This is a genomic window from Ensifer sp. ENS02 (genome assembly GCF_014851885.1).
Lineage (GTDB): Bacteria > Pseudomonadota > Alphaproteobacteria > Rhizobiales > Rhizobiaceae > Ensifer > Ensifer adhaerens.
In genome coordinates, this window is the sequence record NZ_JACVAO010000006.1 from 164,797 (window position 1) to 189,233 (window position 24,437).

The following is a 24,437-nucleotide window of genomic DNA, read 5'->3' on the forward strand; positions in this document are numbered from 1 at the left end:
GCTGTGCGGCGGAGCACTAGCGGCGACAGCAGGATCGCCGCGAACAGCGTTGTGGCGAGCATCATGGCCGGCCCTGGGTGACGATAACCGGGATCAGCAGGTCGCCCCAGTTGCCTTCGCCGCCGTGGTGGCGGGCGGAGCGCACGAGCTCGACCGAAACGCCGGCATCGACGGCCTTCATGACGGACTGGTTGAGGCGGTGCAGGTCGTTGGCGACCATGCGGATTGCCGCCTGCTGGTCCGGGGTCATCGCCGAAGACTGTTCCTCGGCCCGTTCCTTGACGCGTGTCTGGACTGTCATTGGACTTCTCCTTGAGGTTCGAGGCTGGAGGTGCTTGCGGTTTTCCGCCCGCATCCATTTCACTTGCGAGGGGTCGGCAGGAGCGCAGCGGGCAGGGATTGCCACGCTCCCGCCGGGCTTTCACTCTGCGGCCGGGCGGAACTGATCGTGCTCGGTCGATTCCTTCATGGCTGTTGTCGAGGACTGGCCGGCGGTGATCGCCATCGAGACGGCGTCGAAGTAGCCGGTGCCGACTTCGCGTTGATGCTTGGTCGCGGTGTAGCCGTTGACCTCGGCGGCGAATTCCGCCTCCTGCAGCTCCGAATAGGCGGCCATCTGCCGTGCCTTGTAGCCGCGCGCCAGTTCGAACATGCCGAAGTTCAGCTGGTGGAAGCCGGCAAGCGTGATGAACTGGAACTTGTAGCCCATTGCGCCCAGCTCTCGCTGGAACTTGGCGATCGTCGCGTCGTCGAGGTTCTTTTTCCAGTTGAACGACGGCGAGCAATTGTAGGCGAGCAGTTTGCCCGGATGCGCCTTGTGCACGCCCTCTGCGAACTTGCGGGCCTGTTCCAGGTCCGGCTTGGAGGTCTCACACCAGATCAGGTCGCAATGCGGCGCATAGGCGATGGCGCGGGCAATGCAGGGCTCAAGCCCGTTCTTCACCTGGTAGAAGCCTTCGACCGTGCGGCCGGCATCGTAGTCGACGAAGGGGCGATCGCGCTCGTCGATGTCGGAGGTGAGCAACTTTGCCGCTTCCGCATCGGTGCGGGCGATGACCAGCGTCGGCGTGCCCATGACGTCGGCGGCAAGCCGTGCCGCGTTCAGGTTGCGGATATGGGCTGCCGTCGGGATCAGCACCTTGCCGCCGAGATGGCCGCACTTCTTTTCCGAAGCAAGCTGGTCCTCGTAGTGGACGCCGGCAGCGCCCGCCTCGATGAAGGCCTTCATGATCTCGAAGGCGTTGAGCGGGCCGCCGAAACCGGCTTCGGCATCGGCGACGATCGGTGCGAACCAGGTGTCAACCGAAAGGCCCTTGCCTTCTGAGGTCTCGATCTGGTCGGCGCGCTGCAGCGTGCGATTGATGCGCTTGGCAAGCTCAGGCGCGGCATTGGCCGGATAAAGCGACTGGTCCGGATACATGGCCGAAGCGGTGTTGGCATCGGCTGCGACCTGCCAGCCGGAGAGGTAGATCGCCTTCAGGCCGGCGCGCACCATCTGCATGGCCTGGTTGCCCGAAAGTGCGCCGAGCGCGTTGACGAAGTCGTCTTCGTGAATGAGTTTCCACAAGCGGTTCGCGCCCATTTCGGCCAGCGAATAGCGGATCTCGACCGACCCGCGCAGCCGCTTCACGGTCTCTGCGGTATAGGGGCGATCGACGCCATCAAAGCGGCCTTGCGGTGCGCTGGGAACGAGCTTGTAAAAATCAGTCATTACTTCCTCCTGTCAAAATCAAACACCCATTCGACTTTTGTCGTATGGCGACTTGTGTTTCGAGTTCATGTGACAGTTTTTACATTGCGCTGCAGTATTCGGCTATTGGAAACGGTGGTTTGCAGAGATCAAAAGGGTTATCTTGTCTTGCCTTTGACAGGGCGGCGAAGTAAATTTGTAAAAAATGTAAAGCGCCCTGCGTTGAGCGGATTGTAAAGGTAGTTACAAATGGCCGAGAACAAGATCTTTGCCGGCCCGCGGGTCAGGCGCATTCGTAACGGCCTGTCGCTGACGCAGACGGCCATGGCCGAGGCCCTCGGTATCTCGCCGTCCTATCTCAATCTGATCGAGCGCAACCAGCGGCCGCTGACGGTGCAGCTGCTTTTGAAGCTTGCCTCGGTCTACAAGGTCGACCTCGACGAGTTGCAGGGCGAAACCGGCGGCAGCCTCACGCAATTGCGCGAGGTTTTCGCCGATCCGCTGCTGTCGGCCGAGCTGCCGGGAGAGCAGGAGCTGATCGAGGTGGCGGAAGCGGCCCCCAATGCTGCCGGCGGCGTCGTCAAGCTCTATCGCGCCTATCGCGAGCAGGCAGCGCGCCTCAAGGACTTGGCTGACCTCCTGGCGGGGCAGGGGCACATGGAGGCGCTTTCGGGCACACGGTTGCCGATGGACGAGGTACGCGAGACCTTCGAGGGGCGGCCGAATTATTTTGCCGGCATCGAGGCGGCGGCGGAAGCCTTCCACGAGGCGCTCTCGCCGGGTGATGATCTCATCGGCGCGCTCAAGGCCTGGCTGAAGAAGGAGCATGGCCTCGTCGTGCGCAGCCTGCCGGTCCATGCCATGCCGAACCTGCGCCGTCGCTTCGACAGGCACTCCATGCGTCTCTTCGTTTCCGAGCGGCTGTCGCCCTACGACCAGTTGCGCGAGATCGCGATGGAGGCCGTGTCGATTGCCTGCCACGAGGCGATCACGGCCGAGCTTGGGGCGTTACGGCTTTCGACCGCGGAGGCACGCCGTATCGCTCGCTTCGAGCTGGCGCGCTATGGCGCGCATGCGCTGATGATGCCCTATGCTGCGTTCCTAGCCGCCGCACAACGGGCGAAGTACGACATCGATGTCCTGCGCGCCCGTTTCCAGGTCTCCTTCGAACAGGCGGCCAACCGGCTGACCATGCTGCAACGGCCGGGCGCCCAAGGGCTGCCATTCTTCCTGATGGAGATCGACAATGCCGGCCACCGCTTGCGGAGGGCGGGCGCATCGGGCTTCCCTCAGGCAAAGTTCGGCGGTGGCTGTCCCAAGCTCAACATCCATGCCGCCTTCTCAGTGCCGGGCCAGCTTCTGGTCGATCGTGTCGAGATGCCCGACGGCGCTGCGTTCTTGACCATCGCACGCACGCTGGAGGGTCCGCAGGCGGCGTTCCACGAGCGCGTCCGGCGCACAGCCCTGCTTCTAGGCTGCGAAGCTTCGTTTGCCGACGAGACCGTCTACGGTTCGGTGCTGCTGCCGGCGGTCGAAATCGGTGCCGGCTGTCGGCTCTGCGAGCGCCAGGGCTGCCTGGCGCGTGCCGAGCCGCCCGTTACCCGGCCGCTCGGACTTGATGAGATGGCGACCGGGCTCAGCGTTTTCGATTTTCAGTAGCTGACGGGGTGCTGGTTGGGCAGAAGCGGCGCATTCGCGGCAAAGCATTCCGCCGGTAGCCCGGTAGTATAGCCGCGGGTGATATGGGCCGTGTCCGCATAGGCCTTGTTGCGCATCAGGACCGCGTGCAGCTCCGGTAGATTGTAGAACGGCACACCGGGATACAGATGGTGCTCCAGGTGGTAGTTGATGTTGTGGGGCGCGAAGAACAGCTTCTCCCAGGCGTGCGGATAGACGGTGCGTGAGCTCGTCAGTTCGTCGCTATAGTCCATGCTGCCGAAATGCTCGGCGACGCTGCGTATATAAAGGAACAGGCAGAAGAAGGTGAGGAACGGCACCACCCAGTAGAGCGCCACTTCCCGCCAGATGCCGAAGAGCGTGAAGATCGCGGCGGCTGCGACGTAGAAGCCGACGCGCAGCAGCTTGTACTGCAGCGTTGAACGGTCGTTCTTGCCCATGCGTTTGGCCATATGCAGCATGTCGCGCAGCGAATTGACCGCGACGAGGTAACCGAGCAATTGCGTGACGCCGCGCGCAACCTTTTGCGGAAAGGTGAATTGCGGCATGCCGAGCTTCGCTGTCCAGTCCGGATCCTCGTCGCTATTGGCGTACTGATGGTGGGCGAGATGGTTTTGGCGGTAGCCATCGACCGTGGCCAGCACCGGCCATGCGAGCAGCAGGTCGCTCATCCAGTCGCTGAGTTTCCGGTTGCGGATGATGCGATAGTGCGCCGCCTCGTGGATCATGCAGCCGAGCGCATGCATGCGTCCGGCGATCAGCACCACGGCAATCAGGTAGACGAAGACATTGCCGAAATACTCGCTGACGGCGATGGCTGCTGCGATCATCGCCCAGTCGAATGCGATTGCCGCAAGGGCCTTTTGCGGCTCGAGCACCGACAGGCGCTTCAACTGCTTCGGATCGATCCTGCGGCTTTTCCCGCCGACGATCTGCTCACCCATGACGACACCTGAGATCCTGAACCGCAACTGTCGGGAAAATCGCATGGCGATCATGGTTAATCAATCGTAAATGGCGGTCCGTACAGAGGCGGCAAAGCTATGGTTAACGGTGCCGCCGCGGCCGGGTCGAAGGCGACAGGCTGAAAGCAAGGCGCCATAAGTGCCCGTTTTTCTTCGACTTGTGAAACTGATGAGCCCACAGGGCGGCGCTTCTTATCGGCACGAAAGCGCTTGAGGTTATCGAGAAAGATGCCTAACCTCCGGCCTGAACGAAGCGGATTGGACGGTGTCCCGGCGTGCCGGGCCCGATACGAAAAAACCAAGAGGGGAGTTGTATGTCCAAGCTCATCGTCACAACCCTGGCGGCAGCCGTTCTGGCCGGCTCGACCATGCTGGCCTCGGCGCAGGAGCGCGTGGTCAACGTCTACAACTGGTCGGACTATATCGACAGCAGCATTCTGGAAGATTTCACCAAGGAGACCGGCATCAAGGTCGTCTACGACGTCTTCGATTCCAACGAGATCCTGGAGACGAAGCTGCTTGCAGGTGGCTCCGGCTACGACGTGGTGGTGCCGACGGCAACCTTCCTGCAGAGGCAGATCGCCGCGGGCGTGTTCCAGAAGCTCGACAAGTCGAAGCTGCCGAACCTTTCCAATATGTGGGACGTGATCATGGAGCGTACGGCCAAGTACGATCCGGGCAACGACTATGCCATCGACTACATGTGGGGCACCACCGGCATCGGCTACAATGTCGACAAGATGAAGGCGATCCTCGGCACGGACGAGAAGCCCAACTGGGACGTCATCTTCAAGCCGGAACTGGCGGCGAAGTTCAAGGATTGCGGCATCCACATCCTCGATTCCCCGACCGACGTGATGCCTTCGGCGCTCGCCTATCTCGGCCTCAACCCGGATAGCCACGAGGCGGCCGATCTCGAAAAGGCGGCTGAGCTGCTGGCGAGCATCCGCCCCAATGTGCGCAAGTTCCATTCCTCGGAATACATCAACGCGCTCGCCAACGGCGACATCTGCCTTGCAATCGGCTTTTCCGGCGACGTCTTCCAGGCCCGCGACCGTGCGGCCGAAGCCAAGGCTGGTGTGACCGTCGACTACGCGATCCCGTCCCAGGGCGCGCAGATGTGGTTCGATATGCTTGCGATCCCGGCTGATGCACCGCACGTCGAGGAGGCGCACGCCTTCCTCAATTACATGATGAAGCCCGAGGTCGTCGCCAAGGCATCGAACTATGTCTTCTACGCCAACGGCAACAAGGCCTCGCAGCAGTTCCTCGACAAGGCCGTCATGGAAGATACCGCCATCTACCCGACGGAAGAGGTGATGCAGAAACTGTTCACGGTGACGCCCTTCGAGGCGAAAGAGCAGAGGGTATTGACCCGACTCTGGACAAAGGTCGTAACCGGCCAGTAAGAGCGGAAAACGAATTGCCCGGACCTCAAAATCCGGGCAATTTTCTTAAGGGGGCACCGGGGAAAACGAGAGTGCCCATCGGCTGTATCATTCGGGGATAGATGATGAAGTCTCTCGGCAGTATCCGGCGGTCCTTTGCCCCTTGGGCGGATCCCGCTTCCAAGCCATTCATTTCCTTTAAGAACGTGACCAAGCGGTTCGGCGATTTCACCGCCGTCGACGACCTTTCGCTGGATATTTATACGCGCGAGTTCTTTGCGCTGCTCGGTGCGTCCGGCTGCGGAAAGTCGACGCTTCTGCGCATGCTCGCCGGCTTCGAACAGCCGACGTCGGGCGAGATCATTCTCGACGGACAGAGCCTGGCCGGGATTCCGCCCTACAGGCGTCCGGTCAACATGATGTTCCAGTCCTACGCGCTCTTCCCGCATATGAACGTGGAGAGGAACATCGCCTTCGGCCTGAAGCAGGATGGCATGCCGAAGGCGGATATTGCCGAGCGCGTCGCCCAGATGTTGAAGCTGGTGAAGCTCGAAAAGTTCTCCCAGCGCAAGCCGCACCAGCTTTCGGGCGGTCAGCGCCAGCGTGTCGCGCTTGCCCGCTCACTTGCCAAGCGGCCGAAGGTGCTGCTCCTCGACGAACCGCTCGGCGCGCTCGATAAGAAGCTGCGCGAGGAGACCCAATTCGAACTGATGGATCTGCAGCAGGAACTCGGTCTCACCTTCGTCGTCGTCACCCACGACCAGGAAGAGGCAATGACCATGGCCGACCGCATCGCGGTGATGAGCCACGGCAAGGTCATTCAGGTGGCGACGCCTGCCGAAATCTACGAGGCGCCGAACTCCCGTTTCGTCGCGGACTTCATCGGCGACGTCAACATTTTCGAGGGCGCTGTTTCCGGCGCCGAGGGCGGCTATGTGCGCCTTGAGGGCACCAACGGTTTCCCGATCCGCATGGCATCGCCCGAGACGCCGGCTGCCGGCGGCAAGTCCGCCGTCGCCGTCCGCCCGGAAAAGATCCGCGTCAGCCGCCAGCCGCCGGCGCACGCGCCCGTCAACACCGTTCAGGGCGAAATCTGGGACATCGGTTATCTCGGTGACATGACCGTCTTCCACGTGCGCCTGAAGGACGGACGCGTGATCAAGGCCTCGTCGCTCAACGCGGTGCGCGCGGTCGAGGATCCGCTCGGCTACGACCAGGAGGTCTGGGTTTCCTTCGGCGAAGACGCCGGCGTCGTTCTGAAGGATTGAGGCCATGACCCGTGTCGCATCCGCCCTCTTCAGCCGCCTCGTCATCATCATCCCCTATGCCTGGCTGCTGTTCTTCTTCCTGATCCCCTTCTTCATCGTCTTCCGCATCTCGCTGTCGCAGACGGCGGTGGCCATGCCACCCTATACGCCGGTCTTCGATCTCTTCGGCGGCCTGTCCGGCATCCTTGAAAAGGCGCGGGAATTCTCCTTTGACAACTACGTCTGGCTGACGGAAGACGTCCTCTACTTCAACGCCTATGTGTCGAGCGTCATCATCGCGGGCGTCTCGACCGTGCTGACGCTGCTGATCGCCTATCCGGTTGCCTACGGTATGGCGAAAGCGCCGAAGACCATTCGCCCGACGCTGCTGATGCTGGTGATCCTGCCCTTCTGGACGAGCTTCCTGATCCGCGTCTACGCCTGGATCGCGATCCTCAAACCCGAGGGGCTGCTCAACCAGTTCCTGATGAGCATCAACGTCATCGACCAGCCGCTGATCATCCTCAACACCAATTGGGCGATCTATATCGGCATCGTCTATTCCTATCTGCCCTTCATGGTGCTGCCGATCTATTCGTCGCTTGAGAAGATGGATCACACCCTGACGGAGGCCGCGCTCGACCTCGGCTGCACGCCGTTTACCGCCTTCTGGCGCGTGACATTCCCGCTGTCGCTGGCGGGCGTCGTCGCCGGCTGCCTGCTGGTCTTCATCCCAGCCGTCGGCGAATTCGTTATCCCCGACCTGCTTGGCGGTTCGGAAACACTGATGATCGGCAAGACGCTCTGGAACGAGTTCAACGCCAACCGCGACTGGCCGGTCTCTTCGGCCGTGGCGACGATCCTGCTTTTGATCCTGGTGTTGCCGATCGTCTACTTCCAGAACGCCCAGGCCAAAGCCGACAGCGAGGGGAGGTAGGACATGGGCAACTGGTCACGCTTCAACATCGCCTCGATCGTGCTCGGCTTCGGCTTTCTCTACCTGCCGATCGTGCTTCTGGTGATCTTCTCCTTCAACGAATCGAAGCTCGTCACCGTCTGGGCGGGCTTTTCGACCAAGTGGTACACGCAGCTCTTGCATAACCAGGCGCTGCTCGATGCTGCCTGGGTGACGATTCGCGTCGCGCTGATCTCGGCGACCTTCGCCACCGTGCTCGGTACGCTCGCGGCTTTGGCGCTCGTCCGCTACACGCGCTTCCGTGGCCGCATGCTGTTTTCCGGCATGGTTTATGCACCGCTCGTCATGCCCGAGGTGATCACCGGCCTGTCGCTGCTGTTGTTGTTCGTTGCCATCGGTCTCGACCGCGGCTTCTGGACGATCACGCTGGCGCACATCACCTTCACCATGTGCTTCGTTGCCGTGGTGGTGCAGTCGCGGTTGCTCAGCTTCGACCGGTCGATCGAAGAGGCAGCCCTCGATCTCGGCGCCACGCCGGTCACGACCTTCTTCTCGATCACCCTTCCGGTCATCGCGCCCGCGGTGTTTTCCGGCTGGGTTCTCGCCTTCACGCTGTCGCTGGACGATCTGGTGATCTCGAGTTTCACCACGGGACCGGGCGCCACGACGCTGCCGATGAAGATCTACAGTCAGGTGCGGCTGGGCGTGACGCCGGAAATCAACGCGATCTGCACCATCCTCATCGGTGTCGTCGCCATCGGGGTGGTCGTTGCCTCGATCGTCACCAAGCAGCGCGAGGCGCAGCGCGAACGGGACGAGCGGGCGGCCTTCGCCCAGTCCTGAACGGTGCGAATTCGAGACTAGCGTGACGCGGCTTGTCCGCCACGAACCGACGGCTGGTGTCTCTGACGCCGGCCGTTTTCAGTTGGGTTCGCCAAGAACCGACAGGGGGGAGATCACTGCATTCGGCCAGGAACCGCCGACGAAGAAACGCAGCCTTTGCCCGGCATTCAATGTGTCGGTGTAGGTGCCTGCGAGCGCCAGGCTGCCGCTGCGGTAGGGAATGACGCCGTTGACCGAGAGATTGCCGGTCTGGCCGGCAAAGAGCGCTCGGTTCAGCCGCGCCGACCCTTCCCCGAAGCTGGCTTCGATATCCGCCGTCTGGAAGGCGAAGTTGCCATCGCTCGCCTGCGCCAGCGAAAAGAATTCGCCGGCCCGGACAAGGTTCGCAAAGGCATTTGCATCGAAGCCGGTGAGGTTGCCGTTGGCGAGCGAAAGCCTGATGCGGCCGGAAGCCTCGGCCACCTGCGCGCGCCAGAACGGGTGTTCCGTCGTAAGGTCCAGATTGACATTGCCCCGGCCGGTCGGAACCGGGCCGGTGAAACCGAAGTCAGCAAGGGCGGCAGCAAGGTCGGCATTCTTCAGCACCAGTTCCAGACGGCCACCGCCGGCCAGCCCCTCTTCCGAAGCGGCGAGCCGCCCGCTGAGCCGGCCGTTGGCATAGGTGCTGTCGGCGACGTCGATGGAGGCGCGCCCGTGATCGATGATGACGCCGGCGGCGAGATCTTCGAGCCGTAGCGGGCCTACCAGTGCCTCCTGCGCCGACAGCCGCACATCGGCACGCCAGCTGCGCGCGAACGCGTCGCCGAGTTGTTGTGTGAGTTCGTCCGGCTCCAGCGGGTCGATGAACGGCTGCAGCCCATTGAGATCGATGCGGTCGAAGGCGAGCGTGCCTTCGACGCGGTGGATATCGTCGATCGGCGTGGAGATGTCGAGGATGCCGGTCGCGTTGGCACCGCCGAGCGTCAGTTGAAGCTCGTCGAGCTTCAGCGAGGCCTTACCGCTGGTGACGTTGGCGCTGAGGCTGAAGCCGCTGTCCGGCAATGCGCCCGCCGCCTTGCCTTTGTACCAGGCGGCAAGGGCCTGCAGCGAGGCCGTCGAAACCTGCAGCCGTCCCGCGGCAGTCGGTGCAGGGGAGAGATTGCCGTTGCCTTCGAACGAGAGACTGAGCGCCGCCGAGGATAGCGACGTCTTGAGCGCCGCATCGTGGCCGGTCAGCAGCATCAGCGGTTCGTTGCATTCGAGCGTCCAGGCGACCGTCTGTCCGCCAAGGCTTCCCGAAAGCCGGGCGCTGAGCTGCTTGGTGAACGAAGGCCAGGAGACGGTTCCGGATATGCCGGAAAATTCCCGGGTCTGGTTGGTGACGAGGTCGATGATCTGCAGGCGGCCGTTTTCGACGGTGACATCGCCGAACGGCGTATCCTTCTCGGCAGCCTGTGTGTCCGGGGTACTCAGCCAGTGCGGCCGCTGCCAGTTGAGTGTGCCGTCCGTGTGCCGCTCGAGCGTGACGACGGGCTCGATCAGCCGGATATCGTCCAGCGCCGGTGTGCCGTCGATCGCTGAAAACAGGCTGAACGTCGCGGTAATGCTGCCGATATGCGCGAGCTTGCGGGACGATCCATCCGTAGTTTCGATCGTCGCCGAGCGGAGCGTCAAAGTCGGTTCCGGCCAGAAGCTGATCTCGGGATTGCCCGATATTCGGCTCTTTCCGCCGGACCAGGCGTCCAGCATATGCTCCACGGTCGGACGCACGTTCGTCGTCGAAATCACCAGAGGCAGGACGGCGTTGTAGCCGGCTGCAAGCCCGACGCCGATCGCGGCCGGCCACAGGAAATGGCGGCGCCGCAGCTGCGACAACAGGCGTACGTCGCGCATCATATGCAGAAATTTACGTCTCATGTCCGCCTGGTCGCCGTCGCTTGGGTCACGTGAGCTTGGATAGGCCTTCGGTCCTCAGAAATCAAATGCGACGGACAGGCAACAGACAGGTAAATGTCGTCCACGCGATGACGAGGCGCTTTCCGGTGCTGTTTATTTTGCGATGCAGCATGGTATAGAGGGCATGGAGCAGGAGTGGAGGAAAGCATGCACGCAGAGCAGCCGTTGTGGGTTCCAGGTCCGGAAATCCTTGCGCATAGCCCCATGGCCGAATTCATCGCCTGGAGCAGCAAACGCTTCGGCAGAACCTTTGCGGATTACGATGCCTTCGACGCCTGGTCGGTGGCCGAGCGCGGCGACTTCTGGACCGCGGTTTGGGAGCACTGCGGCGTCATCGGCGAACGCGGCGCAACAGCCCTCGTCAACGGCGACCGCATGCTCGATGCTCGCTTCTTCCCCGACGCGAAGCTGAACTTTGCCGAGAACCTTCTTCGCGAAACCGGCGACGGCGACGCGCTCGTCTTCCGCGGTGAAGACAAGGTCGAGTATCGCCTGTCGTGGGACGAGCTTCGCGCGCTCGTGTCGCGCCTGCAGCAGGCGCTGAAGGCTCAGGGTATCGGCCCCGGCGATCGCGTTGCGGCTATGATGCCGAACATGCCCGAAACGATCGCGTTGATGCTGGCGACCGCCTCGATCGGCGCGATCTGGTCGTCCTGTTCTCCCGATTTCGGCGAGCAGGGCGTCCTCGATCGTTTCGGCCAGATCACGCCGAAGCTGTTCATTGCCTGCGACGGCTATTGGTACAACGGCAAGGGCCAGGACGTCGATGTGAAGGTTCGCGCGGTCTCCAAGGCCCTTGGCGTGCCGGCGCTGATCGTTCCCTATGCCGGCGACAGCGCGGCGCTGGCGGCCTCGATCGAGGGTGGCGCAACCCTTGCCGATTTCATCGCGCCGTTTGCGGCAACAACCCTGACCTTCGAACGCTTGCCCTTCAGCCATCCGCTCTACGTGCTGTTTTCCTCGGGCACGACGGGCGTTCCCAAATGCATCGTGCATTCGGCCGGTGGCACGCTGCTGCAGCATCTGAAGGAGCATCGTTTCCACTGCGGCCTTCGCCGCGGCGAAAAGCTCTTCTATTTCACCACCTGCGGCTGGATGATGTGGAATTGGCTGGTTTCCGGATTGGCCGTCGGCGCGACCCTCTGCCTGTTCGACGGCTCGCCCTTCTATCCCGACGGCAACGTGCTCTTCGACTATGCCGCAGCCGAGACGTTCGCGGTGTTCGGCACCTCGGCGAAGTACATCGACGCCGTGCGCAAGGGCGGCTTCGTACCGGCCAACACGCATGATCTTTCCACCCTTCGGCTGTTGACCTCGACCGGTTCGCCGCTGTCGCCGGAAGGCTTCTCCTTCGTCTACGAAGGCATCAAGTCTGACGTTCAGCTTGCGTCGATCTCGGGCGGGACCGACATTGTTTCCTGCTTCGTCCTCGGCAACCCGCTGAAGCCCGTCTGGCGCGGCGAGATCCAGGGGCCGGGTCTTGGCTTGGCGATCGACGTCTGGAACGACGAGGGGCAATCGGTGCGCGGTGAGAAGGGGGAACTCGTTTGCACCAAGGCATTCCCGTCGATGCCGGTGATGTTCTGGAACGATCCCGAGGGCGCCAAGTATCGCGCCGCCTATTTCGAGCGCTTTGACAATGTCTGGTGCCATGGCGACTTCGCCGAATGGACCGAACACGGCGGTATCATCATCCACGGCCGGTCGGACGCGACGCTGAATCCCGGTGGGGTGCGCATCGGCACGGCAGAGATCTACAATCAGGTCGAGCAGATGGAGGAGGTCGCAGAGGCGCTCTGCATCGGGCAGGACTGGGAAGACGACGTGCGCGTCGTTCTCTTCGTTCGTCTCGCCGCCGGCGTCGCCCTGACCGACGACCTGACGAAGGCGATCAAGAACCGCATCCGCGTCGGCGCCTCGCCGCGCCACGTGCCGGCAAAGGTGATCGCGGTCGCCGATATCCCGCGCACGAAGTCCGGCAAGATCGTCGAACTCGCGGTCCGCGATGTCGTGCACGGCCGTCCGGTGAAGAACAAGGAGGCGCTCGCCAACCCCGAGGCGCTTGATCTTTACGCCGGACTGGATGCCCTTAAAAATTGAGGGCGCGTTAACGGATTCGCGTGATTGGAATTAACCAAGGCTTCAGACTTGCTGAAAAATCCCTAAAATTGCGGATCCGGCGGGTAAGGTCTTGTTAAGGATTGGGGGCGCATGGTCATGCCAACTTGAGGCCGATCGATGTTGGATCGGCGTTCGGCAGAGATGCCGTCGCGGACATGACGTCGTTACTTCTCGAGCGATTGTTGGTTTAGCATTCAACTATCGAGGTGGCCTCCCAGCCACCTTTTTTTTGCGTTTCTCGCCCGCCAGGCCTTGCTGAACGGGGCTCAGGAGCGGCGTTCGAGCGACCGCGACACGAGGATGACCGGGATCATGCCGGCGACGACGATGATCATCGCGGCGACCGAAGCGTCTTCGACCTTGGCCCGAGACGCGTCTTCGTAGACGAGCGTGGCGAGCGTGTTGAAGTTGAAGGGTCTGAGCATGATCGTTGCCGAAAGCTCCTTCATCGTCTCGATGAAGACGAGGAGAGCGGCGGTCAGTACCGCCGGCCGCATCATCGGCAAAAGCACGGTGCGCAAAGTCTGGCCGCCGGTCCGGCCGAGCGCGCGCGCCGCCATGTCGAGATGCGGCGAAAGCTTCTGGAAACCCGCTTCGAGCGAGCCCTCGGCCATGGTGAGGAAGCGCACGCTGCAGGCGTAGATGATCGCAAAGCCGGTGCCGGTCATCATCAACCCGGTGGAGATACCGAACGTATCGCGCATGCCGGCATCGATAATGTTGTCGAGAGCGGCCAGCGGGAAGAGCACGCCGATCGCAAGAACAGTGCCGGGCACGCCATAGCCGAAGGAGGCGAGCCGCCCGGCGATGTCGCTCACCCGAGAATGCCCCGTGCGCGCAGCATAGGCGAGCACGAAACCGAGCAGAACGGTAACCGTTGCGGTCGCACCTGAGACGAGGATGCTATGAAAGAGCGCGTTGAGCAGCCGCGGCTCGATGAACTGGTCGATGCGCTTGAGCGCATAATTGCCGAGGATCAGCACGGGTACGGCAAAGCCTGAAACCACGGGCAGCAGGCAGGCGACCATGGCGGCCCACTTCTTCCAGCCGGACAGTATGAGCCGGGCAGCATCGTGGACGGCGGACGTCGTCTTCTGGCTGGAGAAGCGCTGGCGCCGCCGTGCGGCCCGCTCGATCATCATCAGGCCGATGACGAAGACCAGCATGATGCAGGCGATCTGCGCGGCGCCCGCGAGGCTGCCGCGGTTCAGCCAGGTGTCGAAGATCGAGAAGGTCAGCGTCTGCACGCCAAGGAATTCGACCGCGCCGATGTCGTTCAGCGTTTCCATCGCCACCAGCGTCAGGCCGATCATGATGGCCGGGCGGGCCATCGGGATCTGGATGCGGAAGAACACCTTCAGCGGCCCGGCGCCGAGCGTGCGGGCGACGTCGGCGGCCGCGCGTCCCTGCATCAGGAACATCGAACGGCAGGCGAGGTAGATATAGGGATAGAGAACCGAACTCAGCACGAGCACGGCGCCGCCGAGCGAGCGGATATCCGGAAACCAGTAGTCACGGCTCGTCTTGAAGCCGAAGATCGCGCGGATCAGTCCCTGCACCGGCCCGGTAAAGGTGAAAAGCTCGCCGAACGCATAGGCAGCGAGATAGGCGGGGATTGCAAGCGGCAACACCAGTGCTGCCGACAGGAAGCGCCGCAGCGGAAACTCGCAGCTTGCGACAAGCCAGGCCGTGAGGATGCCGGCGAAGGCGGTCACGGCACCCGTCAGCGAGATCAAGAGCAGCGTGCGCCCGGTGGCGCGCGGAATGACGTTCTGCATCAGATGCGGCCAGTCGCCGCCGCCGCCCGAGATCGCCAGCCAGGCGATCGCGATGATCGGCATCAGCACGATGACCGATGTCAATCCGGCCCATGTCGCCAGCAGGGGATGCGAAAGACCGGTTCCGGCACGCGCATGGCGGCGCTTGATGCTCTGAGATGTGGACTGCAATCGATCGATTCCGCGGCATGACGGCAAGAAATGGCCAAGGGCGGCCAGCAAACTGGCCACCACAAGTCAACATTTCCTTATAGCATCCGGCCTCAGTTCGCCAAGACGCGTTGTGACGGGAAGGAAATTTCCACCAGCGTTCCCTCGTTGGGTGCCGAGGTGATCGAGAAGTGGGCGCGGTTCGCCTCCGCCATCGCCTTGGTGAGCGGCAGCCCGAGCCCGGTGCCGTCGCCACGCTTGCGCGCGCCTGTCGTCACCTGCCGGAACGGTTTCATCGCCTGGTCCAGTTCGCCGCGGGTCATGCCGACGCCGGTGTCGCGGATCCTCAGCATGACGCTACCGTTCGCCTCGTAGGAGGTCGACACCACGATCTGGCCGCCCGACGGCGTGAAACGGATGGCGTTCGCCAGAATGTTGAGCGCGATCTGCTTGATCGACCGGCCGTCGGCCACGACGTTCGGCACGGCTGCCGAAAGCGAGGTGCGGATGATGACGCGCTGGCTGTTGGCCTGCGGCTGGACGAGCGACACGGCTTCCGAGACCGCGTCGTTGATCTCGACGGCGCCGAAATCGAGTTCCATTTCGCCTGCTTCGATCTTCGAGATGTCGAGCAGATCGTTGACGATATCGAGCACGTGGCGGCCCGACCGGCCGATGTCGCCGGCATATTCGATGTAGCGCGGGTGACCGACCGGGCCGAAATGCTCGCTCGCCATCATGTCGGAAAAGCCGATGATCGCGTTGAGCGGCGTGCGGATCTCGTGGCTGACGCGGGCGAGGAACTCGGTCTTGTGGGCATTGGCCGTTTCCGCGGCGCGCTTGGCGTTCCGGAGTTCCTCTTCGGTGCGTTTCCACTGGGTGATGTCGCGGATCACGGCGCAAAAGCCATTGGAGGCCGAAAGCCGGCCGATGGTCATGAACAGCGGAATGAAGCCGCCATTCGCTTCCCGCCCGATCACCTCGCGTCCGTCGTTCAGCACACTCGCGACGCCGTGGCCGGAAAGCCCGTGCAGGTAGTCGATCACTGCCTTCTGGCTTTCGTGAGCGAAGAGCGCGGCGAAAGGTTTGCCGCGGATCTCGCCCTCGTCATAGTTGAAGAGCGCGCTTGCCGAGCGGTTCATCGAGCGGATGTCGCCGTCATGCCCGAGAATCACGACGCCATCTGTCGCGGTTTCGAGGATGGACTTGAGTTCGTCGATTTCCGTCTTCAGACGGTCGACGTCGTCACCGGAGATGGCATCGTCTGCTTTGGTCGACGGCGCGTTCGCGGCTGCCGGCGTCAGCGCCAGCATCAGCGCGCTCCGGCCGTCCCAGCGGATCGTGTGCAGCCGTGCGATGACCGGCCGCATCTGACCGTCCCTGCGGATCAGCATCATCGTGCCGTCGGGTTCCTGGTCGGTCGCCTCTTCGCCATTGGCAAAGAGTGCGTCAAGGCCGCCTTCCCGGACAAAGTCGTCGAGGTCGCCATAGGCGGTGAGCCGCAGAAATTCCGGATTGGCGTGCAGCAGCTCTTCCCCGCGATGCACGAGCATACCGATTGGCAGGCTGTCGAGGATCTCGCCGCTAAGGCCGATATCTGCCGCTTGCTGCTCGAGATGCACGTTCGCCTGTTCGTCCTCGGCTGCGCCGTCGTCGGTCTCTTCTCCGGTTTCTTCCGCGCCAGTCTGTTCTTCTGCCGCTGGCGTCGAGGAAGTGATGGCTTCGTGCGCGTCTACCGGGAAGGGTGTGCTTGCATCGGCCGCTGCGTCGCTTTCCTCTGCGGGTGCGGTTTCCGCCGGCCTGCCAAAATGCTCGCCCAATTGCCGCGCGATCTCGCGGAACGCCGCCTGTTCGCCCCGCGTCAGCGCGGTCGCCGCGCGATGTTTCTCGAGCTCGACGATCTTGTCGGAGACGGGGGGCTCAGCGTTGTCGACGAGCTGTAGGGCAGGGCGCTCTCCCTGGAAGAGATCGTCAGTTGCGGCGACCTGTTCGTCTGCGGCAACTTCGGCTGCATGGTTCGGCTCTGCCTCTGCCTCCTCGCTGGAGGTGAGGGTCTGGTCTTGGGGCGCATCACGATCCTGCGCAGCTGCGACAGGCTCGGCCTCCGTTTCGGAGGACCTCTGCGCGACGACCTGCACCTCGTCGGCGGACCGCTCCTCGATCTCAGGGCCGACGGTCTCAGGATCGACCGCTGGAGTATGCGCGTGGTCTTCCGACGGCGTCGCTTCCGCGGCAGCTTCTGCCGTCATGTCCGTTGCGGCGCCGAACGTCAGGCCGTTGGCGTGTTCGTCTTCGACGGCATCGGCAAGGCGCACGATACCGAAACCGCGAAAGCCGTCGAATTCGCGTGAGCGCGAGTAGGTGGGCAGGGCCGCCAGGTCGACCGGAACCTTGAGGCTGGTGCCCTGCACGGGCCAGAAAATCGTCTTGCCCGACCAGGTGTCGCGGCGCTGCAGCAGCGCGCCGATCTTCTGATCAGGATCGAGGTCGTAGCGTGCTGCCACGTGGTTAAAGGTGGTGCCGATCACATCGGCGGCACGCGGGCCGACGGCGGTGGCGAATTCCTCGGAAATCTCGCTGAAGCGGCCTTCGGCGTCGATCTTCCAGACGAAGCGTACCGCACGGCCGCCGGGCACGAAGGCGAAGTCGGCCTGCTCCGTTTCAGTGGTGCCGGCATCGGTCGCCTCTACCGTCTCATCCTCGCGAGTGACCTCTTCCGTCACGGGGATTTCCGCGGCAACCGGCGTGTCGGTCGCGGTCACGTCGGTCGCGACCGCAAGCGCCGGCTCGCCGTCATCTTCCGCTGGCTCCACGCCCTGCGCCGAAGTTTCCGCACCTGCGGCGGCAAGCGCCTCCGGTTCCTCCGGTAGAGCGACCTGGCCTGCAGCGACGTGGACGTCTGCGTCCTCAAGGTCGCCATCGTCCTGTGGCGCGGCAACCGCTTCGACGGACTCCGCCTGTTCGAATGCGTCGGCCAGGGCAGCGTCTTCGGCTGGTGCAGCGCTTTCGACCGGCGCTTCGGCCGGTTCGACGATATCCTTTGCCTCCGGGGCCGGTGTCTCGGCGGTCGGTTCCAGCTCTTCGGCCAGCGGCAGGATCGGCAACACTTGCGCCGCCGAGGTCTCTTCGTCCGGATCGAGCGTGCCGAGAATGGTCTCGACAGCAAAGAGCAGATGCAGCGACGGTTCGTCGGCGATCTTGCCGACCGCGGCCGGCAGGTGCCCCTTCCGCGTTGCGACTGGGCGCTTGATCAGCCAGTCGTGGTCTCGGCCGACCGTATCGACGAGCTGCTTGCGCGTCTCGTCCGACATGCCGAGATCGATGAAGCCCGGCGAGTGTGCGATGATGCCGCCGTTGCCATCGAGAACGGCCATGTGGGTGTCCGGGCCGTCGAGGCCGGCGATCATGCGCGCAGCACGATCCTCAAGCGACAGCGGCGTGCCCGAATGCGGTGCAGTAAAGAGCACCGCGTCCTCGTCCGGGCGCACGCGGATCATCTCCACGCTCACATTGAGCGGTGTGCCGCGGAAACCCGAGAACTTCCGGATCGAAAGCTGGCGCCGGTCGCCGGCGCGCACGAGCTGCGCTCCCGCGGCCTTGAGCTGACGCAGCGACAGCTCGCCCTGATCCGGTCCCGCATCGATGAAATCATAGATCGACCCGGCGCCGAAAAAGGCCGCGCCCTGGTCGTTGGCCCAGAGAATGCGCGCAAAGTCCCGCGAAAACAGGATCGCCGCGTCGCCGCGGGCAAAATGCTCCCGCACCCGCGCATGCACGGCGATATCAATGAAGGGATACTGTCTCGCGGGCATAAAGGGGGCCTATTGACGGATCGCTTGCGGGTTAACACTCTATTAATACCCGGCAGGCCCGCAAGGGTCCAGCGAGGGCCGGAGCTTCGTCACGGCTTTCAGCGCGAAAGGTTAATTCTCCGGATTTTGTGCACTGCACAATTTTATTGCAATGCACAAGCAAGTAGTTTATATAATGCGCATCAATCAACGGCGCCTCTGAAGAGGGCCAGACACCAAGGAGCGCTTTCATGGCTACCAAGAAGACCGACGACGTATTTTCCCTTTCCTCTTTCGACCCGGCGAAGTTCACCGACAGCTTCCGCGACTTCGCGGAAAAGGGTGCCGTCCAGTCGAAGGAAGCCTATGCCAAGATGAAGACCGCTGCCGAAGAGGCAACGAAGACCGTTGAAGCAACGCTCGAAAGCGCCCAGACCGGCTCCGTCGAACTCGGTCTCAAGGCCATCGACGCACTGCGCACCAATGCCGAAAACTCGCTGTCTCACATGGAAGCGCTGCTCGGCGTGAAGTCGCTGTCGGAATTCGTCGAACTGCAGACGAGCTTTGTCCGCAAGCAGGCCGAACTCGCGGTCGAGCAGGCGAAGTCGATGCAGGAAGCCACCAAGAAGGTTGCCGAAAACGTCACCAAGCCGGGCAAGGACGCCGCTGAAAAGGCGATGTCGTCCTTCAAGAAGGTCTAAAGTCAACCGACCGCGCCGGCTGAACGATGGCGACAGACCGCTGTCGCCGAATTCTGCCATCTGCGCCCAAAACCAAGAATCCGGATGGCTTGCCATCCGGATTTTTTCCAGGATAATCTCAAGTTAAGGCTTGCAAAGCGACGGAAGTCTCCGTATGTGAGCCGCCAAGCGACTGATGTCGCTTTATGTGCGGTTGTAGCTCAGTTGGTTAGAGCGCAGGTTTGTGGCACCTGAGGTCGTAGGTTCGATTCCCACCAACCGTACCATTTCTTCCCTATACGATAGGTATCGCGATTTGCGGGGCGCCTTGCTTCGTCAGAACAGCTTGGCCAAGGCTCTGAGCGCCACCACATCCTGTACGCCATTCTGATAAAGTTCGATCAGCCGGGCGGCGAGCGCCGTTGCCTCTGCCGACTGGCGCGACAGCTCTCGCTCTCTTAGTGTTTCCTTGAAGACATCGTCGATCTTGGTGAGTTCACCCGGCAGGATCGGCCGGCCCGGTATGGACACAAGCATCCTTTCACACTCCTTTGTCGAAACGGGAGCGCGAGCCGATTGCGACCGGCGTGCTCGCAGCCATCGCCTTGAGCAAGCAGCTCAATTCCCTGTGAAGGCAACGTCGGGATACCGCGCCAGGTTCCTGTCGCGGCAATACCCAATTCGGGCTAGCGCTTGGGCGCGGGTCGGATCCGGTTCGAATGGACATAGGGCTCATCCGCCGGTAAAATTTTGCCAAGAGGATTCCCAGTAAGGCGTCGCAATCCATGGCCAAAGAATCCATCACACGGCGGCTTGCCGCCATCCTGGCTGCTGATGTCGTTGGCTATAGCCGGCTGATGGAGCGAGACGAGAAAACCACCTATACGCAACTCATGGCGCGCTGGAGCGAAGTGCTGGAACCGCTCGTCGAAACCCACCAGGGCCGGGTGTTCAAGCGAACGGGCGACGGCGTGCTGATCGAGTTTTCCAGCGCGGTCAACGCGGTCGAATGTGCGGCTGCCTTGCAGCGGGCGATGATCTCCGCCAATGCGGACGTGCCCCACGATCAGCAAATCGTGCTGCGCGTCGGCATCAACATGGGCGACATCATGGTCGCCGACAGCGACCTCTACGGCGACGGCGTCAATGTCGCAGCCCGGATCGAGGCGCTTGCGAGGCCCGGCGGCGTGGCGATTTCGGACGGGGTGCACGAATATGTGCACGGCCGCATCGATCTCATTTTCGTCGACAGCGGCCATCACGAGGTCAAGAACATCGAGCGGCCGGTGCATATCTGGAGCTGGTCGCCGGACGAGTATGCCGACGCGCCCATCAAGGTCGCCGCCGAGGTGCCACCGCAGCTTCCGAGCCGGCCGTCGATCGCCGTGCTGCCGTTCGACAATATGTCCGGCGATCCGGAGCAGGGCTATTTCGCCGACGGCATTACCGAGGACATCATCACCGATCTCTCGAAGGTCTCCGGCCTCTTCGTCATCGCCCGCAATTCCTCCTTCGCCTATAAGGGCAAGTCGGCGGATATCCGCCAGGTGAGCCGCGACCTCGGCGTTCGCTATGTGCTGGAAGGCAGCGTGCGCCGCGCCGCCAACCGCATTCGCATCAACGCTCAGATGATCGACGGCACCACCGGGGGCCATCTCTGGGCCGAGCGCTACGATCGCGGCATCGAGGATATTTTCGAGGTTCAGGACGAGGTGACGCGCACCATCGTGACGGCGCTCAAGGTGAAGCTGACGGCCGGCGAAACGGAGCGGCGCGAGGGGCGCGGCAAGGTCGACCCGGAGGCCTACGATCTGCTCGTGCGGTCGCGTCAGGCGATCCTGCGGTTCGACGCGGTATCGTCTGCGGAGGCGCGCAGCATGCTCGAACGTGCGATCGCCATCGACCCGGCGCTTGCCGCGGCCTATGCGTCGCTCGCGATCATTGCCATGACCGACTACATCAACCGGTGGAACGGTGGCACCGTCGACAATATCGAGCGCGCTCTCAAGCTTGCACAGAAGGCCGTCGAGACCGACGAGCACGAGCCCCACGGCCACCACGCGCTCGCGATTGCGCTCTGCTGGAAGCGCCGCTTCGACGAGGCCGAGCGGGCCGCCCAACGCACGATCGAGCTCGACCCGAACTCCGCCGGCGGTCACACGCAGCTCGGCACGATCAGGGATTTCCTGGGCCAGTTCGAGGAGGCCTTGCCCTTCTATACCCGCGCCCACCGGCTCGATCCGCAGTTCGACCTGGCGCTGCATTTCCTCGGCCGGACCCTGCTCAATCTCGGCCGTTTCGACGAAGCCGAGATTGCCTTCAAGCGGCGCCTGGCCTTGGCACCGCGTTCGGACATGACGCGCTTCTATCTCGCCTGTCTTTATGGCCGCACCGGACGCCATGAGGAGGCGCGGCGCTACTGGCACGAGGTCTTCGAGGTCAATCCGGACTTTTCCATCGACCACTTCAAGCGGGCGATGCCTTACCAGGATCCGGCCGTCATTCCGCGGCTGATTGACGGCCTGCGGGAGGCCGGGATTTCGCTATAGGTGCGGCGCCGACGTCAGGCGCTTGAGCGCTTCATATGAAGATCTGGTGCTCCGCGGTCACCAGTTCCTGCAGGAAGGCGACGACGGTGCGAACGCGCACGAGATCGCGCGCGCTTTCGTGATAGGTGGTCCAGTAGGCACGGCGGATGGTCGTTTCCGGCAGGATACGTTTTAGTTCCGGCGCATGGCGGGCAATGTAATTGTGCAGAATGCCGATGCCGGCGCTGGAACGCACCGCTTCCGTCTGGCCGGTGGCGCTGGAGATCTCGAACGACGCGTCCCAGCTGCGCATGATTTCGGCGGAGAAGTTCAGCGACGGCGTGAAGATCAGGTCCTCGACGTAACCGATGCGGCGGTGCTCCCGGAGATCGTCGATCGTCTGCGGCGTGCCGTGCTTTTCGAGATAGTCCGCCGAGGCGTAGAGGCCGAGCGTATAGTCGGTGAGCTTCGAGGAAACGAGGCGCCCCTGTTCCGGACGTTCGATGGTGATCGCGATATCGGCCTCGCGCTGCGACAGCGAGAAAGACCGAGGGACCGGCACGAGCTGCAGTTTCAATTCCGGATAGCGCGCCGTCAGCCGGCCGAGCCGGGGCGCGAGGAAAGAAACACCGAAACCGTCGGGTGCACCGATGCGCACCGTGCCGGCGATCGCCGTGTCGATCCGGCCGATCTGCGATTGCGCCGCCAGCATTTCCGTTTCCATGCGCTCGGCTGCCGCAAGGAAGATTTCGCCCTCGGCGGTCAGTTCGCAACCGTTCGGCCGACGAACGAGCAACCGTGTCTTCATCGCCTCTTCCAGCGCAGTCACCCGACGGCTGAGCGTGGCATGATTGACGCCGAGCCGCTTGGATGCGGCCAGGATCTGTCCGGTCCGCGCGACGGCTAGAAACATTCTGACATCGTCCCAGTTCATAGTGCGACAATCCTATACAAAACCGTTGGACTTCAATTTTTGCACAACGGTTGCTGAATATCGGAAATTGATTTGTTGAAATCGTAGTGCGATCATGCCGCCACAATCAAGATCTGGAGGAACCATTCATGTACGAACTCGGTCATTTCATCGATGGCAAGCGCGTCGCCGGCAAGAGCGGCCGCGTCAGCAACATCTTCAACCCGGCAACCGGCGAAGTGCAGGGCACCGTGGCGCTGGCAAGCGACGCGGAACTTTCGGCAGCCGTCGAAAGCGCCAAGGCAGCACAGCCGAAGTGGGCGGCCACCAACCCGCAGCGCCGCGCCCGCGTCTTCATGAAGTTCGTCGAACTTCTGAACGCCAACATGAACGAGCTCGCCGAGATCCTGTCGCGCGAGCATGGCAAGACGATCGAAGACGCCAAGGGTGACCTCATCCGTGGCCTCGAAGTCTGCGAATTCGTCATCGGCATTCCGCATCTGCAGAAGAGCGAGTTCACCGAAGGTGCCGGTCCCGGCATCGACATGTACTCGATCCGCCAGGCCGTCGGCATCGGCGCCGGCATCACCCCGTTCAACTTCCCGGCCATGATCCCGATGTGGATGTTCGCCCCGGCCATCGCCTGCGGCAACGCTTTCATCCTGAAGCCGTCCGAGCGTGATCCGTCCGTTCCGATCCGCCTTGCCGAACTGATGATCGAAGCTGGCCTGCCGGCAGGCATCCTCAACGTCGTCAACGGCGACAAGGGGGCTGTCGACGCGATCCTGACGCATCCGGATATCGCTGCCGTTTCCTTCGTCGGCTCGACCCCGATCGCCCGCTACGTCTATGGCACCGCGGCGATGAACGGCAAGCGCGCCCAGTGCTTCGGTGGCGCCAAGAACCACATGATCATCATGCCCGACGCCGATCTCGACCAGGCCGCGAACGCCCTGATGGGCGCCGGCTACGGCTCGGCCGGCGAGCGCTGCATGGCGATCTCGGTTGCCGTCCCGGTCGGTGAAGAGACCGCCAACCGCCTGATCAGCAAGCTGACCCCGATGGTCGAAAGCCTGCGCATCGGCCCCTACACCGACGAGAAGGCCGATATGGGCCCTGTCGTCACCAAGGAAGCCGAACAGCGCATCCGCAGCCTGATCGACAGCGGTGTCGAGCAAGGCGCCAAGCTCGTCGTCGACGGCCGCGATTTCAAGCTGCAGGGCTATGAGCAGGGCCACTTCATCGGCGGCTGCCTGTTCGACAACGTCACGCCGGACATGGACATCTACAAGACGGAAATCTTCGGACCGGTTCTCTCGGTCGTCCGCGCCAAGACCTACGAGGAAGCCCTCGACCTGCCGATGAAGCACGAGTATGGCAACGGTGTCGCGATCTACACCCGCGACGGTGATGCGGCCCGCGACTTCGCTTCGCGCATCAACATCGGCATGGTCGGCGTCAACGTTCCGATCCCGGTTCCGCTCGCCTACCACTCCTTCGGCGGCTGGAAGTCCTCGTCCTTCGGCGATCTCAACCAGCACGGCCCGGACTCGATCAAGTTCTGGACCCGCACCAAGACCATCACCGAGCGCTGGCCTTCGGGCATCAAGGACGGTGCCGAGTTCGTCATGCCGACGATGAAGTAACTACGGGATAAAGATCCTCCCGCCTCGGGGCCTCCTTCGGGAGGCCCTTTTTTGTTGCATTCGGCGATACGGCACAACTAACTTGCGAACCGTGGGCAAGGGTCGTGAATTGATCGCTGCTCCAACGGCAGTCTGGCGGGCGGGGGCGCACCAGACGATTTGTGTTTGA

17 protein-coding genes and 1 tRNA gene are annotated in these 24,437 nt (G+C 62.8%); 10 read left to right on the forward strand and 8 right to left on the reverse strand.

All coding sequences use genetic code 11. The annotated features are described in order from the left end of the window. Positions 1 to 61: 61 nt before the first annotated feature. Both IB262_RS14510 and aceA read right to left on the reverse strand, forming a co-directional pair. Complete coding sequence (locus tag IB262_RS14510; protein WP_034800815.1) at positions 62 to 301, reverse strand: hypothetical protein; 240 nt, start codon at positions 299 to 301, stop codon at positions 62 to 64. Positions 302 to 421: 120 nt separating this feature from the next. Beyond that, positions 422 to 1,711 (reverse strand): isocitrate lyase, encoded by a 1,290-nt coding sequence (gene aceA, locus IB262_RS14515; RefSeq protein WP_192370679.1) that lies wholly within the window; start codon positions 1,709 to 1,711, stop codon positions 422 to 424. A 228-nt stretch (positions 1,712 to 1,939) separates the two neighbouring features. Between aceA and IB262_RS14520 the strand changes: the two genes are divergently transcribed. Beyond that, positions 1,940 to 3,349 carry an XRE family transcriptional regulator gene (locus IB262_RS14520; protein ID WP_060601926.1) on the forward strand — a complete coding sequence of 470 codons (1,410 nt, stop codon included), beginning with the start codon at positions 1,940 to 1,942 and terminating at the stop codon, positions 3,347 to 3,349. Here IB262_RS14520 and IB262_RS14525 read toward each other — a convergent pair. Continuing rightward, complete coding sequence (locus IB262_RS14525) at positions 3,343 to 4,311, reverse strand: fatty acid desaturase family protein (protein ID WP_176960279.1); 969 nt, start codon at positions 4,309 to 4,311, stop codon at positions 3,343 to 3,345. The genes IB262_RS14520 and IB262_RS14525 overlap by 7 nt on opposite strands. Before the next feature lie 389 nt (positions 4,312 to 4,700). Here IB262_RS14525 and IB262_RS14530 point away from each other — a divergent pair, with 389 nt between their 5' ends. The 4 genes from IB262_RS14530 (at position 4,701) to IB262_RS14545 (ending at position 8,726) form a co-directional block, all read left to right on the forward strand. Next, the gene (locus IB262_RS14530) at positions 4,701 to 5,741 is read left to right on the forward strand and encodes a polyamine ABC transporter substrate-binding protein (protein WP_306299847.1); all 1,041 of its coding nucleotides are present in this window, start codon (positions 4,701 to 4,703) and stop codon (positions 5,739 to 5,741) included. 104 nt (positions 5,742 to 5,845) lie between these two features. Further along, complete coding sequence (locus tag IB262_RS14535) at positions 5,846 to 6,988, forward strand: ABC transporter ATP-binding protein (protein ID WP_176960278.1); 1,143 nt, start codon at positions 5,846 to 5,848, stop codon at positions 6,986 to 6,988. Positions 6,989 to 6,992: 4 nt separating this feature from the next. Further along, positions 6,993 to 7,904, forward strand: a complete 912-nt coding sequence (locus IB262_RS14540) for an ABC transporter permease subunit (protein ID WP_034800826.1) — start codon at positions 6,993 to 6,995, stop codon at positions 7,902 to 7,904. Positions 7,905 to 7,907: 3 nt separating this feature from the next. Further along, the gene (locus IB262_RS14545; RefSeq protein ID WP_090294938.1) at positions 7,908 to 8,726 is read left to right on the forward strand and encodes an ABC transporter permease subunit; all 819 of its coding nucleotides are present in this window, start codon (positions 7,908 to 7,910) and stop codon (positions 8,724 to 8,726) included. A gap of 78 nt (positions 8,727 to 8,804) precedes the next feature. On the opposite strand, the gene IB262_RS14550 is transcribed toward IB262_RS14545, so the two are convergent. Beyond that, positions 8,805 to 10,622: an AsmA family protein gene (locus IB262_RS14550; protein ID WP_090294936.1), complete on the reverse strand. Its 1,818-nt coding sequence runs from the start codon at positions 10,620 to 10,622 to the stop codon at positions 8,805 to 8,807. 186 nt (positions 10,623 to 10,808) lie between these two features. Between IB262_RS14550 and IB262_RS14555 the strand changes: the two genes are divergently transcribed. Beyond that, positions 10,809 to 12,761 carry an acetoacetate--CoA ligase gene (locus IB262_RS14555; protein WP_090294935.1) on the forward strand — a complete coding sequence of 651 codons (1,953 nt, stop codon included), beginning with the start codon at positions 10,809 to 10,811 and terminating at the stop codon, positions 12,759 to 12,761. 287 nt (positions 12,762 to 13,048) lie between these two features. Here the strand turns inward: IB262_RS14555 and IB262_RS14560 are convergent, their stop codons facing one another. Both IB262_RS14560 and IB262_RS14565 read right to left on the reverse strand, forming a co-directional pair. Then, complete coding sequence (locus IB262_RS14560) at positions 13,049 to 14,731, reverse strand: iron ABC transporter permease (RefSeq protein WP_090295126.1); 1,683 nt, start codon at positions 14,729 to 14,731, stop codon at positions 13,049 to 13,051. A gap of 92 nt (positions 14,732 to 14,823) precedes the next feature. Further along, positions 14,824 to 18,522, reverse strand: coding sequence for a PAS domain-containing sensor histidine kinase (locus IB262_RS14565; protein ID WP_110818516.1), 3,699 nt, complete (start codon positions 18,520 to 18,522; stop codon positions 14,824 to 14,826). Positions 18,523 to 18,752: 230 nt separating this feature from the next. Between IB262_RS14565 and IB262_RS14570 the strand changes: the two genes are divergently transcribed. Then, on the forward strand, positions 18,753 to 19,202 hold the full coding sequence (locus IB262_RS14570) for a phasin (RefSeq protein WP_034800834.1): 450 nt from the start codon (positions 18,753 to 18,755) through the stop codon (positions 19,200 to 19,202). Between the two features lie 189 nt (positions 19,203 to 19,391). After that, positions 19,392 to 19,468 (forward strand) — tRNA-His (locus IB262_RS14575). A 49-nt stretch (positions 19,469 to 19,517) separates the two neighbouring features. On the opposite strand, the gene IB262_RS14580 is transcribed toward IB262_RS14575, so the two are convergent. Beyond that, positions 19,518 to 19,718 carry a hypothetical protein gene (locus IB262_RS14580; RefSeq protein WP_060516485.1) on the reverse strand — a complete coding sequence of 67 codons (201 nt, stop codon included), beginning with the start codon at positions 19,716 to 19,718 and terminating at the stop codon, positions 19,518 to 19,520. A gap of 248 nt (positions 19,719 to 19,966) precedes the next feature. Here IB262_RS14580 and IB262_RS14585 point away from each other — a divergent pair, with 248 nt between their 5' ends. Then, positions 19,967 to 21,730, forward strand: coding sequence for an adenylate/guanylate cyclase domain-containing protein (locus IB262_RS14585; protein WP_060584011.1), 1,764 nt, complete (start codon positions 19,967 to 19,969; stop codon positions 21,728 to 21,730). A 31-nt stretch (positions 21,731 to 21,761) separates the two neighbouring features. On the opposite strand, the gene IB262_RS14590 is transcribed toward IB262_RS14585, so the two are convergent. Beyond that, positions 21,762 to 22,643 carry a LysR family transcriptional regulator gene (locus tag IB262_RS14590; RefSeq protein ID WP_034800840.1) on the reverse strand — a complete coding sequence of 294 codons (882 nt, stop codon included), beginning with the start codon at positions 22,641 to 22,643 and terminating at the stop codon, positions 21,762 to 21,764. Between the two features lie 128 nt (positions 22,644 to 22,771). Here IB262_RS14590 and IB262_RS14595 point away from each other — a divergent pair, with 128 nt between their 5' ends. Continuing rightward, on the forward strand, positions 22,772 to 24,268 hold the full coding sequence (locus tag IB262_RS14595; protein WP_034800841.1) for a CoA-acylating methylmalonate-semialdehyde dehydrogenase: 1,497 nt from the start codon (positions 22,772 to 22,774) through the stop codon (positions 24,266 to 24,268). Positions 24,269 to 24,437 lie beyond the last annotated feature (169 nt).

Coding starts and splice junctions, on each gene's coding strand:
- IB262_RS14510 (WP_034800815.1), bottom strand. CDS start 301: ATGACAGTCCAGACACGCGTCAAGGAACGGGCCGAGGAACAGTCTTCG.
- aceA (WP_192370679.1), bottom strand. CDS start 1,711: ATGACTGATTTTTACAAGCTCGTTCCCAGCGCACCGCAAGGCCGCTTT.
- IB262_RS14520 (WP_060601926.1), top strand. CDS start 1,940: ATGGCCGAGAACAAGATCTTTGCCGGCCCGCGGGTCAGGCGCATTCGT.
- IB262_RS14525 (WP_176960279.1), bottom strand. CDS start 4,311: ATGGGTGAGCAGATCGTCGGCGGGAAAAGCCGCAGGATCGATCCGAAG.
- IB262_RS14530 (WP_306299847.1), top strand. CDS start 4,701: ATGCTGGCCTCGGCGCAGGAGCGCGTGGTCAACGTCTACAACTGGTCG.
- IB262_RS14535 (WP_176960278.1), top strand. CDS start 5,846: ATGAAGTCTCTCGGCAGTATCCGGCGGTCCTTTGCCCCTTGGGCGGAT.
- IB262_RS14540 (WP_034800826.1), top strand. CDS start 6,993: ATGACCCGTGTCGCATCCGCCCTCTTCAGCCGCCTCGTCATCATCATC.
- IB262_RS14545 (WP_090294938.1), top strand. CDS start 7,908: ATGGGCAACTGGTCACGCTTCAACATCGCCTCGATCGTGCTCGGCTTC.
- IB262_RS14550 (WP_090294936.1), bottom strand. CDS start 10,622: ATGAGACGTAAATTTCTGCATATGATGCGCGACGTACGCCTGTTGTCG.
- IB262_RS14555 (WP_090294935.1), top strand. CDS start 10,809: ATGCACGCAGAGCAGCCGTTGTGGGTTCCAGGTCCGGAAATCCTTGCG.
- IB262_RS14565 (WP_110818516.1), bottom strand. CDS start 18,522: ATGCCCGCGAGACAGTATCCCTTCATTGATATCGCCGTGCATGCGCGG.
- IB262_RS14570 (WP_034800834.1), top strand. CDS start 18,753: ATGGCTACCAAGAAGACCGACGACGTATTTTCCCTTTCCTCTTTCGAC.
- IB262_RS14580 (WP_060516485.1), bottom strand. CDS start 19,718: ATGCTTGTGTCCATACCGGGCCGGCCGATCCTGCCGGGTGAACTCACC.
- IB262_RS14585 (WP_060584011.1), top strand. CDS start 19,967: ATGGCCAAAGAATCCATCACACGGCGGCTTGCCGCCATCCTGGCTGCT.
- IB262_RS14590 (WP_034800840.1), bottom strand. CDS start 22,643: ATGAACTGGGACGATGTCAGAATGTTTCTAGCCGTCGCGCGGACCGGA.
- IB262_RS14595 (WP_034800841.1), top strand. CDS start 22,772: ATGTACGAACTCGGTCATTTCATCGATGGCAAGCGCGTCGCCGGCAAG.